The organism is Pseudomonas sp. EA_35y_Pfl2_R5, from assembly GCF_963970805.1.
GTDB lineage: Bacteria > Pseudomonadota > Gammaproteobacteria > Pseudomonadales > Pseudomonadaceae > Aquipseudomonas.
Genome location: NZ_CAXAOW010000001.1, coordinates 113,612 through 128,921 on the forward strand (window position 1 = coordinate 113,612; position 15,310 = coordinate 128,921).

At 61.6% G+C, this 15,310-nt stretch carries 16 protein-coding genes; 7 read left to right on the forward strand and 9 right to left on the reverse strand.

Annotation, left to right across the window (positions count from 1 at the left end; genetic code table 11):
- The first annotated feature begins 30 nt into the window (after window positions 1–30).
- From AACX99_RS00470 to AACX99_RS00485, 4 genes are all read left to right on the forward strand, one after another.
- Window positions 31–1,221, forward strand: coding sequence for an NAD(P)/FAD-dependent oxidoreductase (locus AACX99_RS00470; protein WP_445261827.1), 1,191 nt, complete (start codon window positions 31–33; stop codon window positions 1,219–1,221).
- 88 nt (window positions 1,222–1,309) lie between these two features.
- The gene (locus AACX99_RS00475; RefSeq protein WP_339408889.1) at window positions 1,310–3,133 is read left to right on the forward strand and encodes an SLC13 family permease; all 1,824 of its coding nucleotides are present in this window, start codon (window positions 1,310–1,312) and stop codon (window positions 3,131–3,133) included.
- 146 nt (window positions 3,134–3,279) lie between these two features.
- On the forward strand, window positions 3,280–5,451 hold the full coding sequence (gene yccS, locus AACX99_RS00480) for a YccS family putative transporter (protein ID WP_339408890.1): 2,172 nt from the start codon (window positions 3,280–3,282) through the stop codon (window positions 5,449–5,451).
- The gene (locus AACX99_RS00485) at window positions 5,448–5,930 is read left to right on the forward strand and encodes a GreA/GreB family elongation factor (protein ID WP_339408891.1); all 483 of its coding nucleotides are present in this window, start codon (window positions 5,448–5,450) and stop codon (window positions 5,928–5,930) included. Before yccS ends, AACX99_RS00485 begins: the two co-directional genes overlap by 4 nt.
- On the opposite strand, the gene AACX99_RS00490 is transcribed toward AACX99_RS00485, so the two are convergent.
- Complete coding sequence (locus AACX99_RS00490) at window positions 5,927–6,682, reverse strand: substrate-binding periplasmic protein (RefSeq protein WP_339408892.1); 756 nt, start codon at window positions 6,680–6,682, stop codon at window positions 5,927–5,929. The two genes, AACX99_RS00485 and AACX99_RS00490, sit on opposite strands and share 4 nt — an antisense overlap.
- 152 nt (window positions 6,683–6,834) lie before the next feature.
- On the opposite strand from AACX99_RS00490, the gene AACX99_RS00495 reads away from it, so the two are divergent.
- Window positions 6,835–7,068, forward strand: coding sequence for a DUF2789 domain-containing protein (locus tag AACX99_RS00495; protein WP_339408893.1), 234 nt, complete (start codon window positions 6,835–6,837; stop codon window positions 7,066–7,068).
- Between the two features lie 165 nt (window positions 7,069–7,233).
- Here the strand turns inward: AACX99_RS00495 and AACX99_RS00500 are convergent, their stop codons facing one another.
- The 3 genes from AACX99_RS00500 to AACX99_RS00510 all read right to left on the reverse strand — a co-directional run bounded on the left by AACX99_RS00500 (window position 7,234) and on the right by AACX99_RS00510 (window position 9,408).
- Window positions 7,234–7,737, reverse strand: a complete 504-nt coding sequence (locus AACX99_RS00500) for a M48 family metallopeptidase (RefSeq protein ID WP_339408894.1) — start codon at window positions 7,735–7,737, stop codon at window positions 7,234–7,236.
- 80 nt (window positions 7,738–7,817) lie between these two features.
- Window positions 7,818–8,921, reverse strand: coding sequence for a PQQ-dependent sugar dehydrogenase (locus tag AACX99_RS00505; RefSeq protein WP_339408895.1), 1,104 nt, complete (start codon window positions 8,919–8,921; stop codon window positions 7,818–7,820).
- A gap of 37 nt (window positions 8,922–8,958) precedes the next feature.
- Window positions 8,959–9,408, reverse strand: coding sequence for a hypothetical protein (locus AACX99_RS00510; protein WP_339408896.1), 450 nt, complete (start codon window positions 9,406–9,408; stop codon window positions 8,959–8,961).
- A 176-nt stretch (window positions 9,409–9,584) separates the two neighbouring features.
- Between AACX99_RS00510 and AACX99_RS00515 the strand changes: the two genes are divergently transcribed.
- Window positions 9,585–10,553 (forward strand): alpha/beta hydrolase, encoded by a 969-nt coding sequence (locus AACX99_RS00515; RefSeq protein WP_339408897.1) that lies wholly within the window; start codon window positions 9,585–9,587, stop codon window positions 10,551–10,553.
- A 3-nt stretch (window positions 10,554–10,556) separates the two neighbouring features.
- Here AACX99_RS00515 and AACX99_RS00520 read toward each other — a convergent pair whose 3' ends face one another.
- The gene (locus AACX99_RS00520; RefSeq protein WP_339408898.1) at window positions 10,557–10,889 is read right to left on the reverse strand and encodes a hypothetical protein; all 333 of its coding nucleotides are present in this window, start codon (window positions 10,887–10,889) and stop codon (window positions 10,557–10,559) included.
- A gap of 513 nt (window positions 10,890–11,402) precedes the next feature.
- Between AACX99_RS00520 and AACX99_RS00525 the strand changes: the two genes are divergently transcribed.
- Window positions 11,403–12,089, forward strand: coding sequence for a polysaccharide lyase family 7 protein (locus AACX99_RS00525; RefSeq protein WP_339408899.1), 687 nt, complete (start codon window positions 11,403–11,405; stop codon window positions 12,087–12,089).
- A 113-nt stretch (window positions 12,090–12,202) separates the two neighbouring features.
- On the opposite strand, the gene fba is transcribed toward AACX99_RS00525, so the two are convergent.
- The 4 genes from fba to AACX99_RS00545 all read right to left on the reverse strand — a co-directional run bounded on the left by fba (window position 12,203) and on the right by AACX99_RS00545 (window position 15,255).
- Window positions 12,203–13,267 (reverse strand): class II fructose-bisphosphate aldolase, encoded by a 1,065-nt coding sequence (fba, locus tag AACX99_RS00530; RefSeq protein WP_339408900.1) that lies wholly within the window; start codon window positions 13,265–13,267, stop codon window positions 12,203–12,205.
- A gap of 168 nt (window positions 13,268–13,435) precedes the next feature.
- Entirely contained in the window at window positions 13,436–13,762 is a 327-nt protein-coding gene (locus AACX99_RS00535) for an MliC family protein (protein WP_339408901.1), read from the reverse strand.
- Between the two features lie 12 nt (window positions 13,763–13,774).
- The gene (locus tag AACX99_RS00540; RefSeq protein WP_339408902.1) at window positions 13,775–13,963 is read right to left on the reverse strand and encodes a hypothetical protein; all 189 of its coding nucleotides are present in this window, start codon (window positions 13,961–13,963) and stop codon (window positions 13,775–13,777) included.
- Between the two features lie 128 nt (window positions 13,964–14,091).
- Window positions 14,092–15,255, reverse strand: coding sequence for a phosphoglycerate kinase (locus AACX99_RS00545; RefSeq protein ID WP_339408903.1), 1,164 nt, complete (start codon window positions 15,253–15,255; stop codon window positions 14,092–14,094).
- Window positions 15,256–15,310: the final 55 nt, after the last annotated feature.

A 15,310-nucleotide genomic window follows, 5' to 3' on the forward strand; every position in this document is an offset into this window, starting at 1 on the left:
CAGCCTTGGCGCGTGTCGCAGGTTGAGGAAATGGCTGTGCTTACACCCCAGGTCGTGATTATTGGCGCCGGAGCCGCCGGGCTTATGTGCGCATTGACGGCTGCCGCACGCGGACGCCAGGTGCTGTTGCTGGATCACGCCAACAAGGCAGGCAAGAAGATCCTGATGTCCGGCGGCGGGCGCTGCAATTTCACCAATATGTACTGCGAGCCGGGCAACTTTCTCTCGGAGAACCCGCACTTCTGCAAATCCGCCCTGGCGCGCTATACCCAGTGGGACTTTATCGGCCTGGTGGCCAAGCACGGCGTGCCCTACCACGAGAAGAAACTCGGCCAGCTGTTCTGCGATAACAAGGCCAGCGACATCCTCGGTCTGTTGCTCAGCGAGTGCGATGAAGCCGGCGTGACACTGCGCCTGGACACATCGGTCAGTGAGATCAGCAAACTGGACAGCGGCTACCAGCTGCAGACCAGCGCCGGCTTGGTGCGCTGCGAGTCACTGGTGATCGCCACCGGTGGCCTGTCGATTCCGACCCTCGGCGCCAGCGGCTTCGGCTATCAGGTGGCCAAGCAATTCGGCCATACCCTGCTGCCGACCCGCGCCGGCCTGGTGCCCTTCACCATTACCGACCCGCAACTCAAGACGCTGTGCACCGAGCTGTCCGGCACCTCGGTGGAAGACTGCGTGGTGAGCTGCAACGGCCAGAGCTTCAAGGAAAATATCCTGTTTACCCACCGCGGCCTGTCCGGCCCGGCGATTCTGCAGATATCCTCATTCTGGCAACCCGGCGAGGCCATCAGCATCAACTTACTGCCGCATATTGATCTGCCCGAGTGGCTGGCCGAGCAGCAGCGCGAGCGGCCCAATAGCGAGCTGAAAACCCTGCTCGCCGAGCTATTTACCAAAAAGATGGCCGGGCTGCTGGCGGACAACTGGTTCGCCTCCAAACCGATGAAGCAGTACACCCACGCCGAACTCAAGGCGATTGCCGAGCAGCTCGGCGACTGGCAGCTGGTGCCAGCCGGCACCGAGGGCTACCGCACCGCCGAGGTCACCTTGGGAGGCGTGGATACCCGCGAGGTGTCGTCGAAGACCATGGAGTCGCTGAAATCGCCGGGGCTGTATTTTGTCGGCGAGGTGCTGGATGTCACTGGCCATCTGGGCGGTTTCAACTTCCAGTGGGCCTGGGCCTCGGGCTATGCGGCGGCACACTATGTCTAAACCGCTGTCAGCACTGTGGTGTAGGCCGCCTATTGGCCGGGCATAGCTAAACCGCCATCTTTAACCTCTATCGAATAAGCGTATCGCCATGACCCAAGAGCAAGGACTGATCTTCGCCATTCTCGTCGCGACCATGGGCCTGTTTCTGTGGGGCCGCTGGCGTCATGACATCGTCGCGCTCGGCGCCCTGCTGGCTTGCGTGATCACCGGCCTGGTGCCGGATCAACAGGCGTTTATCGGCTTTGGCCACCCCGCAGTGATCACCGTGGCCTGTGTGCTGGTACTCAGCTTCGGTTTACAGAGGACCGGCGCGGTGGACGCCATGGCTCAGCGAATATTACCCGTTGATGCCGGCCCCATGCTCTCGATCGCTGCATTGACCAGCCTGGGCGCCTTGCTATCGGCCTTTATGAACAACGTCGGCGCTCTAGCCCTGCTGATGCCGATTGCCTTGAAAATCGCCAGCAAGCAAGAGCTGCCCCCCGGTCGCCTCCTGATGCCACTGGCCTTCGGTACCATTCTGGGAGGAATGACCACCCTGATTGGCACACCGCCCAACCTGATTGTCTCAAGCTTCCGGGCCGAGACTGACGCAGGGCCGTTCGCCATGTTTGACTTCAGCCTGGTGGGCGTCGCCGTGGCCCTGGCCGGCGTACTGTTTATTAGCCTGATCGGCTGGCGACTGGTGCCGCGCCGCGAGGTGGCCGGTGTCGCCAGTTTCGACACCGGCACTTACATTACCGAGGCCCGCGTCAAGCAAGATGCCAACGCCGTGGGCAAGAGCCTGCGTGAAGTTGAACAACTGCTGGAGGAGGCCGATGCCCAGGTAGTGGGCATGGTACGTAACAAGTTGCGCTTATCGGCACCCAACCCGCGGCGCGTCCTTCAGGCTGATGACGTGCTGGTGATCGAGGCCGAGCCGGAATCTCTGGGAGAGGTCCTCAGCACCCTGGGACTGACGCTCGAAGCGGCCAAGCAGGCAGCGGACGATGAAGACGCTGATGCAGGCACGGCCGAGAAAACCAAGACCGAGGAGAAGAAAGACAGCAGCGACGACGAACGAGTGCTGCAAGAATTGCTGGTGCGCCGGGACTCTCGGCTAGTCAGTCAGACCGCCAGCGATATTCATTTGCGCCACCGTTACAGCATCAACCTGCTGGCGATCTCGCGGCAGAGCCATCGCTCGATCAAGAGACTGCGGTCGACCCAGCTCGAACAAGGCGATGTCTTGCTGGTACAGGGCGAAGCGGGCGATATCGCCGACTTCGCCAATGACTTTGAGTGCGTACCACTGGCTGACCGCTCCATCAGCATCCCCAACCCGACCCAGGCCGGCTTTGCGGTTAGCGTAATGCTCCTGGCTGTGGCGCTGGCGGCGTTCGGCGTGTTGTCGGCAGCCGTGGCGTTCGCCGCCGGGATGCTGGTCTTTATGGTGGCCCGCGTGGTGCCGTTGCGCCTGCTGTATGAGTCCATCGACTGGCCAGTGATCGTGCTGCTCGGCGCCATGATTCCCATTGCCGGAGCCATGTCCGAAAGCGGTGCGGCCGACCTGCTTGCGCGCCTGCTGATGGAGCACCTAGCCCAGGGTAATCCGGTGGTGGTACTGACGCTGCTGTTGGTGGTGACCATGACCCTCTCGGACTTTATGAACAACGCCGCCACGGCTGCCGTGATGTGCCCGATTGCCCTGAGCGCCGCCAGCCAGCTCGGCGTCAACCCGGATGCCTTGCTGATGGCCGTGGCCATCGGCGCGTCCTGTTCATTCCTGACCCCCATCGGCCACCAGAACAACACCTTGATTCTTAGTCCCGGAGGCTTTCGTTTCGGCGATTACTGGCGCCTGGGCCTACCAATGGAAATTCTGGTGGTGGCAATCAGCGTACCGCTGTTGCTGCTGGTCTGGCCGCTTTGATGCAGAGCGCTCAGCTCAACGCAGAGCCTACCGGGCTCGCCAAGTGCCTTCACTGCCTGGCGGCCCAAGCCTGGCAACAGGGCGTGCCGTAGCCCGGGTTATTGCTTTAGTCTTGCGCGTACGTTTCACGCTAAGGCCACCGCCTGATGTCGCCACCCTCACTTCGCCACTCGTTTCGTCGCCTCTGGGCCCAGGACAAATTCAGCTACAGCCTGCGGGTGTATATCGCCCTCAGCGGGGCGTTGCTGCTGTGCTGGTCGCAGGGCTGGATGCATGCGCTGATTCCACTGTTTCTCGGCGTCATCGCCAGCGCCCTGGCGGAAACCGACGACAGCTGGCAAGGCCGCCTGGTGGCACTGCTGGTCACCCTCGGCTGCTTCAGCGTGGCGGCCTATGCGGTGGAGTTTCTGTTCCCCTACCCTTGGCTGTTCGTCTGCGCCCTGGCGCTGTCGAGCTTTGCCCTGACCATGCTCGGCGCACTCGGCGAACGCTACGCCACCCTTGGCGCAGCCACGCTGATTCTCGCGGTGTACAGCATGATCGGCGTGGAGCAGCGCGGCGGCGCGGCGGGCCTCTGGCAGGAGCCTCTGCTGTTGGTGGCGGGCGCAGCCTGGTATGGCCTGCTGTCCGTGCTGTGGAATACGCTGTTCGCCAACCAGCCGGTGCAGCACAGCCTGGCGCGGCTGTTTCGTGAGCTGGGCCAGTACCTCAAGCTCAAGGCGGCGCTGTTCGAGCCGCTGCGTCAGCTGGACGTGGAAGAGCGCCGCCTGGCCCTGGCCAAACAGAACGGTCGCGTGGTGGCCGCGCTGAATGCGGCCAAAGAAATCATCCTGCACCGCGTCGGCAATGGCCGGCCGGGGCCGAAGGTCAGCCGCTACCTGAAACTGTACTTTCTCGCCCAGGACATTCACGAACGCGCCAGCTCCTCGCACTACCCCTACAACGAGCTGGCCGAAGCGTTCTTCCACAGCGATGTGCTGTTTCGCTGCCAGCGCCTGCTGCGCTTGCATGGCGAAGCCTGCCAGCGCCTGGCCCAAGCCATCGAATTGCGCCAGCCGTTCGAATACCGCGAGCTGTGCCGCCAGGCGCTGGACGACCTGCACGATTCCCTCGAACACCTGCGCGTGCAGAGCAACCCGGCCTGGCGTCACCTGCTGCGCTCCCTCGGCGCCCTGGCTGGCAACCTGCGCAGCCTGGATACCCTGCTGGGCAACGCCAGCAACCCAGACGCCATGGCGGAGCAGCAGGATAGCAGCCTGCTCGACCGCGAGCCGCAGTCACTCAAAGATGTCTGGGAACGCCTGCGCCTACAGCTGACGCCGACCTCGCTGCTGTTTCGCCACGCCCTGCGTCTGTCCTGCGCCCTGACCGTCGGCTACGGCCTGCTGCACTGGATCCACCCGACCCAGGGCTACTGGATTCTGCTGACCACGCTGTTCGTCTGTCAGCCGAACTACGGCGCGACCCGGCTCAAGCTGATGCAGCGCATCAGCGGCACGGTGCTCGGCCTGCTACTTGGCTGGGCGCTGTTCGATCTGTTCCCCAACCCGCTGGTGCAGGCGTTGTTCGCGGTGGTCGCCGGGGTGGTGTTCTTCGCCCTGCGCAGCAGCCGCTACACACTGGCCACGGCTGCCATCACCCTGCTGGTGCTGTTCTGCTTCAACCAGGTCGGCGATGGCTACGGGCTGTTTATTCCACGCCTGGTCGACACCCTGCTCGGCAGCCTGATCGCCGGCCTGGCGGTGCTGCTGATCCTGCCGGACTGGCAGGGCCGGCGCCTGAATCGCCTGCTTGCCAGCACCCTGAGCTGCAACAGCCGCTACCTGCAGCAGATCATCGCCCAGTACGCCAACGGCAAGCGCGACGACCTGGCCTATCGCCTGGCCCGACGCAACGCGCACAACGCCGACGCCACGCTGTCGACCACCCTGGGCAATATGCTGATGGAGCCGGGGCACTTTCGTAAGGAGGCGGATATTGGCTTTCGCTTTCTGGTGCTCTCACACACCCTCCTGAGTTACCTCTCGGGACTCGGCGCGCACCGTGGCGAAACCAGCCTGAGCGGCAGCGACAACCCGCTACTGGCCAGCGCCAGCCAGTTGGCCGCCAGCCTGGAGGAAATTGCTAGCTGCCTGAACGAAGAGCGCCCGGTGGCCATCCACAGTGACGCCGAAGAGCAACTGGCGGCCGAGCTTGAACAACTCAGCGACGACCTGGATGACCAGCAACGCCTGGTGCAAACCCAGCTGGCGCTGATCTGCCGCCAGCTCGGGCCGCTGCGCACCCTGGCCGCACATCTACTGAAGAGCCACGCATGAACAAATCCCAGTTGCTGCAACAGGTTATCGCCCGCCTCGAAGATGACCTGCTGCAGGCCCAGCAGGCGGCGCTGACCGCCTATGAAACGGCGACCCACGAAGAAAATATCGCCGAGAACAAATACGACACCCTCGGCCTGGAGGCTTCCTACCTGGCCACCGGGCAGGCACGCCGCGCAGCCGCTATTCGCCAGACCCTGGCGAACTGGAAGCAGCTGGTGTTACGCGCTTTTGACCCTCAACTGGGCATCCAGCTCGGCGCGCTGATCGAGCTGAGCGACGACGAAGATCGCCACCAATGCCTGTTCCTCGGCCCGGACGGTGCAGCCATGAAACTGCAACAGGACGGCCAGACGGTTCAGGTGATCGGCCCGCACGCGCCACTTGGGCAGATCCTGCTTGGCAAGACCGTCGGCGACGAAGTGACCCTACGGGTGGCCAGTGGCGTGCAACTGCTGGAGATTGTGCGGATCGTTTAAGGAATATCCACCTGCCAGTCGGCAGCCAACTGCGCCAACTGACCTTGCTCGATCATCTGTTGCAGCGCCCGATCGAGCTCCTCACGTAAAGGCCCATAACGGCCCTTGCGGGGAAAGGCGAAGTAACCATCCTGCAGGTCGATCGGCGGTTCCAGCTGCTCAAGCTTATCGGCCAAGCCCAACGCCACAAGCACCGGCTGGGTATTGCGCTGATTGCTGGCCAGCAGGTCCAGGCGGCCGGCGCCGAGCATCTTCAGGCCATTCTCGACGCCTTGCACGGTGACTAACTTGAGCTGCTCTCGCCGGCTGTCGAAATGCGCGCCATAGACCCACCCACGCACCACACCAATACGCCGACCGAGCAGCTGCTGATAGTCGCCATCCCAACGCAACCCGCGGCCACGTGGGCGGTAAAAAACGATGTGATCGCGGTAGAAGGGCCGAGCGGAAAAGGCGAAGAGTTGCTCACGCGCGGCGTTTTTGTAGGGCCCAATAAGGATATCGCCCTCACCGCGCGCCACCATGTGCTGTGCACGAGCCCAGGGATGCAGCTCGAAACGAACCTGATAGCCCAACGGCTCCAGTGCCTGGCGTAATACGCTGGTGGCGAGGCCGCTATAACCGCTGCCGTTCTGCTCGAACACGCCAGGAAAGTTGCTGCCTACCGCCAACAATTCGCGCGCTGACAGGGGCGCGATCAGCAGCACACAGCAAAACGCCAGCGACAGCCGGCGCAGAAAGTTCGAACACATGGAGTAGCGGCCTCAGCCACGGGATGGCGGTATTTGCCAGCCTAGCAGGTCAATCGGATACGCAAGTGGAGCAATGCATCATCATGCAACTGTTTACGCATCTATTGGTCGACTAAAGGGCTATCAGCCGATAGCTTTCAGGGGAGATCTTCATGCAAACCAACACTCTAGAACTCGAAACACTGTTCCAGCAACTGGGTCTCGAGCATGACCCGATCAGCATCGACCTGTTTATCAAGCGTCACTCACCCCTAGCGGAGGACTGCCTGCTGGCCGACGCGCCGTTCTGGGACAAGGCCCAGGCAGACTTCCTCCGCCAGCAACTGCTGGCCGACGCCGAATGGGCCGAAGTGGTGGATCAGCTCAATTTACGGCTGCGGGGCTAGAACCTGCTTAAGATCTGCTGCGCCTCGGCCCTACTGCGTTAAAAACAGGCTCGGAATGCTCATTTACCGCACGTAAACTCCGCTTCCTCGCCGCTTTGACCAGCCGAAGGCTGTTACTGGCGTAGCGCCTTGCATGGCTCTAGCTCGCGAGACCGTAAACAGATTCTAGGGAACCGTGCCCGGCAATTCGCGCCAGGTCAGATACACCCGCAGGTCGAACTCCAACTGGTGGTAGCCGGGTAGCATGTACTCGCAAAGCTTGTAGAAGGCCTTGTTGTGCTCGGCTTCCTTCAGATGCGCCAGCTCGTGCACCACGATCATCTGCAGAAACTCCGGCGCGGCCTCGCGAAACAACGAAGCCACGCGGATTTCCTTCTTCGCCTTGAGTTTGCCGCCCTGCACCCGCGAGATCGCCGTGTGCAGGCCGAGGGCGCGGTGGGTCAGGTCGAGGCGATTATCGTAGAGCACCTTGTCGATGGCCGGCGCATTGCGCAGGTGCTCCTGCTTGAGCCCCTGAATATAGGCGTACAGCGCCTTGTCACTCTGGATCGCATGCTTGCCGCTGTAGGATCGCGCCAGATAATCGCCCAGACGTTGTTCGGCGATCAGCTGGCGAATCTTGTCTTGCAGCTGAGCCGGGTAGCCTTGCAGGTATTTAAACGGGGTCATGGTCTAGGTGACGCGGCACGATAGGGCCGTGGATTATGCCAAAAGCCGCACGCACCAGGGTGCGGCTTTTGGTGGCGTGGTTATTGACTCGGCACCACGCGCAGCAGGCGGCCGTCAGCACTGTCAGTAAGCAGGTACAGCGCGCCATCCGGCCCGCCGCGCACATCGCGGATACGTTCGGCCAACTCTTCAAACAACACTTCCTCACCGGCCAGCTTGCCATCCTGCAAGCGGATGCGGCGCACGCTGCGCTCGGCCAGGGTCGAGGCAAACAGATCGCCCTGCCACTCGGGGAACAATGCGCCGCGATACTGGGTCAGGCTCGACGGTGCCACCGAGGGCGTCCATTGCAACAAGGGCTGTTGCAGGCCAGGCAGTTCGGTATAGGGCGAGATCTGCGCACCGGTGTAGTCGATGCCGAAGGTAATCAGCGGCCAGCCATAGTTGTTGCCGGGCTCGATCAGGTTCAACTCATCGCCGCCGCGCGGGCCGTGCTCGTGGCTGTAGAGGCGCTGCAGCTGGTTGTCATAGACGATGCCCTGCACGTTGCGATGGCCCAGGCTGTAGATTTCCGCAGCGGCGCCGGTCTGGCCCACCAGCGGGTTGTCCTTGGGAATGCTGCCATCACGGTTGAGGCGAACGATCTTGCCGAGGTGGCTACTCGGGTCCTGGGCCTGCTCGCGCCAGTCGAAACCGTCGCCCAGGGTTAGCACCAGGCTGCTGTCCGGCAGCCAGGCCATACGCCCACCGTAATGCGCGGCACCGGACTTGGCCGGCTGCGCGGTGAACAACACCTGCACATCCTGCAACTGACCATCGACCAGCCGCGCCTTGCTCAGACGGGTGTTATTGGCCTGGGTAGTGCCGTAGGCGTAGCTCAGATAAAGCTGCTTATTGCTGGCGAATTCAGGGTCAAGCAACACCTCCATCAGCCCGGCCTGAGCGGCGACAAAAGCCTCGGGTACGCCACCGACCGGCTGCGGATTGAGGCTGCCGTCCTGCTCGATGATGCGCAGACGCCCGACCCGCTCGGTCACCAGCATGCGCCCATCCGGCAAAAAGGCCAGCGACCAGGGATGCTCCAGGCCTTCGGTCACGGTTTCGATGCGGTAATCCATGGCGTGTACCAACAAGCTGCTGCCAAGCAGACCAAGCAACATCAGGGCGCGGGAAGTATTCAACATGATTCGGGCCTTTTGCTTGCAGAGGAATGAGTCAGGGTTACGCGGAGCGAAAACGCCGCACCAACAGGGCAAATAGCAGTGCCCCAAGGCTGCCACAGGCCATCAACCCGAGAGTGCCAGCGAGGCTGCGGTTGGCGCCGATCAACGTTGGCATCGGCAGCAACGCATTGGCCAGCGCCATCGCCGCCAGCACAGCCAGCGCACCGGCCAGGGTAAACAGCAGCCAGCGGCACATTGGCCAGGCGCGTGCCAGCACGCTGGCCGCCGGTAAGGCAAAGAGAAAACCGAGGAGTACCAACACCGCGAAAGTCGGGCTAAAGCCCAGCAGGTCCAGACAGGTGGTATAGGCACGCACGTCAAGCGGCATGGGCGCGCCGAGTGCTTGCAGGTTGGCCAGATTGAACTGCGTCTGCAGTACGCTGCCCGCCACACTCGTCAGCAGCACAGCGATAAAGAAGTACAACAGAGTGCGCAATTTGCTCGGCATGCGGGCGGACTTCCAGAGACGACAGTGGCCCGAGTATGGACCAGCACGGTGCACTGTATGTGGCAGGTGTTTTACATGGTTTTACCAAGCCCACAAATGGGCGATAGGCGCAGTTATGACTGCTGTAGCACAATGCCAGCAACCCGCCTGCCAACAACCCATACAAGAACTGCACGATGAAAAAAGCCCTGTCCTACTGTGCGCTGACCCTCGCGCTGCTCGCCGTGGCATTCGGCCTCGGCCCGGTGCCGCCAGTCGACATACAACTGAAGCCTGTCGAGCTGCCCGCTGACCTCAACCGATATCTAGCCGAGACCGAAGCGCGCCACCCGGACATTACCCCTGGGGCAGAAAAAACTATCGTCTGGGCCCATCCGGACCAGCGCCAAACCGATGTGGCGATCATCTACCTGCACGGCTACTCAGCCACCCGCCAGGAAACCGCGCCGCTCAGCGATCAACTGGCCCAGCAATTGGGCGCCAACCTGTTCTACACCCGCCTGAACGGTCACGGCCGCAGCGGCGCGGCGATGGCCGAGGCCAGCGTGAACGACTGGTTGCAAGACAGCCAGGAAGCGCTGCAGATAGGTCAGCGCCTGGGAAAACAAGTGCTGGTGATCGGTACCTCGACCGGCGCCACCCTCGCCACCTGGCTCGCACTGCAGGGCGATAGCCCGCAAGTGCTGGCCTATATCATGGTGTCGCCAAATTTCGCCCCCAAAGACCCGGCAGCTACCGTGCTGACCTGGCCCTGGGCCACGCATTTCGTACCCTTGCTGCTGGGGCCTGAGCATCAATGGCAGCCGCATAATCCGCAGCAGGCGCGTTACTGGAGCCACCGCTATCCGGTGCAGGCATTGCTGCCAATGATGGCGCTGGTGAAATACGTGCGTGAACAGCCGCTGGAGCAGATCAAGGCGCCGCTGCTGACCATCTACTCGAACGGCGATCAGGTGGTCAGCGCCGCCGCTATCGAAACAGCTTTCGCCCGCTTCGGTTCGCCGCACAAACAGTTGATTGCCCTCAAGGACACCCAAGACCCGTCGCACCATGTGCTGGCTGGCGACATCCTTTCGCCGAATGACACGCCACGGGTGCAGGCAGCGATTCTGGCGTTTCTGGCCAACTTGCCGGACAAATCGTAGGCACTAGTCGACACGGCACACCGCCGCGCTGATGGGACAAGGATTGTCAGCCAGGTAGCTGCGGTAAATCTGCAGCAACTGTTCTACCGTCAGGCGGCAGGCGGTTGCCCGGCACTGCGCATTAAAGGCAAAGGCGCTTTGCTCAGTCTCGGCCAGGCGGAAATACAGCGCCGGCCAGTCCGTGACTGGCGCATCGGCTGGAGTGAACAGCAGCCGACCCTCACGCTGCACCAACGGCGCGCCGGCAGCGGCATAATCGAAGACAAAGAGCAGCGTACGTGACAGTTTGATGCTGCACTCGGCGCGAGTAAGGCAAGCCTGCGGATCGCTCGGCAAGGGTGCCGCTAACGGTACTGGTGTTAATCGTGCAGGCCCTGCACAACCAACCAGTAAGGCAGGAAAAATTGCCACCCCAAACGCCCTAAAAACCCAGCGCCGGTAAGCCACTATGTATCCACTCGTCGGATATTTGCGCATAGAAAAACGCCCACCCCTACCTGCCTTCCAAAAAACTGACGCCTGACTCAGAAAACTTTCCTTTGTTATCAAGGCGTGAATTTATACACGTTTTTTTCACGTCTATTTTCTACTGGCAAAATAATAGCCAAGCGCCAAATAAACATTTTTTTGACGTCAAGAAAAACGCCAACATCAATTAACAACCTCCGTCATCACGCGTATAAAGCCTTCCGTCTCGATGGCCCAGGCCGTCGAAGCAATGCGGCGCCCCTGCCGTCTTTCCCTAGCCTAACTTTTAGTTCGAGCACACAGGCCGGAATGCCGAGTACATCGCTACTAACTCGCGGATGAGAAATGCCCGACTGAAAGTTCTCTATCGAGAACTCAGTCATGATCGATCTTGCAATCTGGAACCTCTCCATTCCCGTCGGTGTACCGGCAACCACCATCGAGACCCCGCTGCTAGCGGGCGGCTATCAGGATTATTACTTCAAGTCAGATGACGGCTCGATTATTTTCTGGGCCCCCGTCAATGGCACAACCACCAGCAATGCCAGCTATCCCCGTAGCGAGCTGCGCGAAACCTATGCCGACGGCAAACTGCGCAACTGGACTTACCCCAGCGCCGACAACATCCTGCGCGCGGCCGTAGCCGTTACTCAGGTGCCCTCTACCGGCAAGGTGGTGATCGGTCAGATTCACGCGCACGGCAGTAACAAGCCAATGGTGAAGCTGGAGTTCCAATACAAGACCAAGACCGGCACCGCCAACATCGTCGCCAAAGTCCGCACCCACCCACTGGATGAGGTGGGCCAGGTGATCACCGTACTCAGTGGCGTCCAGCTGAATCAGCGCTTCACCTACTCCCTGCGCCTGACACCCAAGGGGCTGCTGGCGGTAAACGTCAAGGGCACGCAATGGTCGACCCATGTTGATCCTGCATGGGCGCCCAAGCCTCTGTACTTCAAGGCCGGCGTTTACACCCAGGACAACAGCGGCTATGAAACCGAAGCCGGTGCAGCGACGTTCTACGTGCTGAAGGTCGATCATGTGACCACTGAGCCAGCGTCCAAGTAGGACGAACAACAGCAGCAGTGCGGTCCACGTAGGCTCTCCCTCGTAGGATGCTGCCAAAAGAAAAGCCCGCTGAATTCAGCGGGCTTTTTCTTGAACGATTGACGCTGCAGTGATCAATTCACTTTGGCGGCCAGCTCACCCTTGGCATAACGCTGAAACATGCCTTCCAGGGATATCGGCTTGATCTTCGAGGCGTTGCCGGCGGTGCCGAAGGCTTCGTAACGGGCGATGCAGATATCGCGCATGGCGGTCACGGTGGCGCCGAAGAATTTGCGCGGGTCGAACTCGCTCGGGTTGGTGGCCATCAGGCGGCGCATGGCACCGGTGGACGCCAGACGCAGGTCGGTATCGATATTGACCTTGCGCACGCCGTACTTGATGCCTTCGACAATTTCCTCAACCGGCACACCGTAGGTTTCTTTGATGTCGCCGCCGTACTGGTTGATGATCGCCAGCCACTCCTGCGGCACCGAAGAAGAACCGTGCATCACCAGATGGGTGTCGGGAATGCGCGCGTGGATCGCCTTGATACGGTCGATGGCGAGGATGTCGCCGGTCGGCGGCTTGGTGAACTTGTACGCACCGTGGCTGGTGCCGATGGCAATGGCCAGGGCATCGACCTGGGTGCGCTTGACGAAGTCGGCGGCCTCTTCCGGGTCGGTTAGCATCTGGCTGTGGTCCAGCACGCCTTCGGCGCCAACGCCGTCTTCTTCGCCGGCCATGCCGGTTTCCAGGCTGCCCAGGCAACCCAGCTCACCTTCTACCGACACGCCGCAGGCGTGAGCAAAGGCCACGGTCTGCTGAGTTACGGCGACGTTGTAGTCGTAGTCGGCCGGGGTTTTGCCGTCTTCTTTCAGCGAGCCGTCCATCATCACCGAGCTAAAGCCCAGCTGGATCGAGCGCTGGCAGACGTCAGGGCTGGTGCCGTGGTCCTGGTGCATGCACACCGGGATATGCGGGAACTCTTCGATGGCCGCCAGAATCAGGTGACGCAGGAACGGCGCGCCAGCGTATTTACGCGCGCCAGCAGACGCTTGAACGATCACTGGAGAGTCGGTCTTGTCGGCCGCTTCCATGATCGCGCGCATCTGCTCGAGGTTATTGACGTTGAAGGCCGGCACGCCGTAGCCGAATTCGGCGGCGTGGTCGAGCATCTGACGCATGCTGATAAGTGCCATGGTTTTCCTGTCTCCCGCAAAGGATCGTTAATCGTTGCCAGCCTGCCGCAGGGGCGGGCCGTGTTCAAGTTTCTGGGACCAGGGGTTGCGCCCTGCCCGTCTCGCACACCAACGGAGCGCGAGGGTAAAGCCTGGGGGGCCACCTGAGCCCGCCATCAATCTTGTCCGCTACTGCGCCTTACAGCCGCGACCAATCAGGTCGTTATTGGCCACCCGGTATACCAGGCCTTCATCGCCCTTGGTGTGGAAGGCCAGCATACCGTCGCTGTAAAGCGCGCCAGAGCCCGCAGGCTCCAGTTCCAGCCGGTGGACGATATCGCCGCCGCCCAGCCGCAGGTCGAGCGCTTCACGGCTGCTATCGGTAAAGCGCCACAGCACCTCGGCCTGACTGTCGCAGACCCAACGGGTCCACTCATCACTCGGTGCCGGTTGGCTGGCGCATGCCCCCAGCAACAGCATCGCGGCGGCCAGTCCAATCCATCCTTTTCCCGTCATCCGTTTCCCTTGTCAGCAGCGCTGATCCGGCATTCCGCCGTCGGCACCACTGCCGCTTTGACTATCAATACGCTGGGCATCTTGATTGCTCGGCGTCTCGATCTGCGCAGGGCTGAAGACCTTGCAGGCATCTTCCCGGACATTATCCGCACAACCGACCAACAACAAACCCATAACCACCAATACGACAAACCTGCCCATGGTCACACTCCTTGCTTGGTTACTCAGACAACCCGATCTGCCGGGGGTTACCCGTGCAGATACAGAGACTCGCCCTTCACCCTAGCAGGGCCATGCTGACCACGCGCCGAACAAGCCCGTTACGCGCATCAATCCTTGGCGCGGACTTCAAGCACTTCCACAGCCGGCAGCTCTTTGCCCTCGACGAACTCAAGGAATGCACCACCACCGGTGGAGATATAGGAAATCCGCGCGCCAACGCCGTACTTATCGATGGCCGCCAGGGTGTCGCCACCGCCGGCAATAGAGAACGCTGGGCTTTCGGCGATGGCCTGGGCCAGCACTTTGGTGCCATTGCCGAACTGATCGAACTCGAACACGCCAACCGGGCCGTTCCACAGAATGGTCTTCGACGACTTCAGCAGCTCGGCGAACTGCGCGGCGGTCTGCGGGCCGATATCCAGAATCATGTCGTCTTCGGCCACATCGGCCACCAGCTTGACGGTGGCTTCGGCGTCTTCGGCAAAGGCTTTAGCCACCACCACATCGACCGGCAACGGCACGCTGACCTTGGCAGCGATGGCCTTGGCGGTGTCGACCAGATCGGCTTCGTACAGTGATTTGCCGACCGGGAAACCGGCAGCCGCGAGGAAGGTGTTGGCGATGCCGCCGCCAACGATCAGTTGGTCGCAGATCTGGCTCAGGCTATTGAGCACGTCGAGCTTGGTCGACACCTTGGAGCCCGCAACGATAGCAGCCATTGGCTTGGCCGGGTTACCCAGGGCCTTGCCCAGAGCGTCCAGCTCGGCAGCCAGCAACGGACCGGCCGCAGCGACCTTGGCGAATTTGGCCACGCCGTGGGTCGAACCTTCGGCGCGGTGAGCCGTACCGAAGGCATCCATGACAAACACGTCGCACAGGGCAGCATATTGCTGGGCCAACTCATCAGCGTTCTTTTTCTCGCCCTTGTTGAAGCGCACGTTCTCAAACAGCACGACCTCACCGGCCTTGAGTTCAACGCCGCCGAGGTAGTCCTTGACCAGTGGTACGTCGCGGCCCAGGGCCTTGCTCAGGTAGGCGGCGACGGGGGCCAGGCTGTTCTCTGCGCTGAACTCGCCTTCAGTCGGACGTCCCAGATGCGAGCAGACCATCACGGCGGCGCCCTTCTCCAGCGCCAGCTTGATGGTCGGCAGGGAGGCGAGGATGCGCGCGTCGCTCTTCACCACACCGTCTTTTACCGGCACGTTGAGGTCTTCGCGGATCAGCACGCGCTTACCGGCGAGGTCGAGGTCGGTCATCTTCAGAACAGTCATATATCAGTCCTTCACGGGGGCTGGTTGCGCCAAGCCACAAGCGGCTGCGCGTCGG

Excerpts from the sequence above, each read along its gene's own strand:
- AACX99_RS00525 (WP_339408899.1), top strand. The coding sequence starts at position 11,403 with ATGATCGATCTTGCAATCTGGAACCTCTCCATTCCCGTCGGTGTACCG.
- AACX99_RS00505 (WP_339408895.1), bottom strand. The coding sequence starts at position 8,921 with ATGTTGAATACTTCCCGCGCCCTGATGTTGCTTGGTCTGCTTGGCAGC.
- yccS (WP_339408890.1), top strand. The coding sequence starts at position 3,280 with ATGTCGCCACCCTCACTTCGCCACTCGTTTCGTCGCCTCTGGGCCCAG.
- AACX99_RS00470 (WP_445261827.1), top strand. The coding sequence starts at position 31 with ATGGCTGTGCTTACACCCCAGGTCGTGATTATTGGCGCCGGAGCCGCC.
- AACX99_RS00540 (WP_339408902.1), bottom strand. The coding sequence starts at position 13,963 with ATGGGCAGGTTTGTCGTATTGGTGGTTATGGGTTTGTTGTTGGTCGGT.
- AACX99_RS00500 (WP_339408894.1), bottom strand. The coding sequence starts at position 7,737 with ATGACCCCGTTTAAATACCTGCAAGGCTACCCGGCTCAGCTGCAAGAC.
- fba (WP_339408900.1), bottom strand. The coding sequence starts at position 13,267 with ATGGCACTTATCAGCATGCGTCAGATGCTCGACCACGCCGCCGAATTC.
- AACX99_RS00545 (WP_339408903.1), bottom strand. The coding sequence starts at position 15,255 with ATGACTGTTCTGAAGATGACCGACCTCGACCTCGCCGGTAAGCGCGTG.
- AACX99_RS00515 (WP_339408897.1), top strand. The coding sequence starts at position 9,585 with ATGAAAAAAGCCCTGTCCTACTGTGCGCTGACCCTCGCGCTGCTCGCC.
- AACX99_RS00485 (WP_339408891.1), top strand. The coding sequence starts at position 5,448 with ATGAACAAATCCCAGTTGCTGCAACAGGTTATCGCCCGCCTCGAAGAT.
- AACX99_RS00495 (WP_339408893.1), top strand. The coding sequence starts at position 6,835 with ATGCAAACCAACACTCTAGAACTCGAAACACTGTTCCAGCAACTGGGT.
- AACX99_RS00475 (WP_339408889.1), top strand. The coding sequence starts at position 1,310 with ATGACCCAAGAGCAAGGACTGATCTTCGCCATTCTCGTCGCGACCATG.
- AACX99_RS00535 (WP_339408901.1), bottom strand. The coding sequence starts at position 13,762 with ATGACGGGAAAAGGATGGATTGGACTGGCCGCCGCGATGCTGTTGCTG.
- AACX99_RS00510 (WP_339408896.1), bottom strand. The coding sequence starts at position 9,408 with ATGCCGAGCAAATTGCGCACTCTGTTGTACTTCTTTATCGCTGTGCTG.
- AACX99_RS00490 (WP_339408892.1), bottom strand. The coding sequence starts at position 6,682 with ATGTGTTCGAACTTTCTGCGCCGGCTGTCGCTGGCGTTTTGCTGTGTG.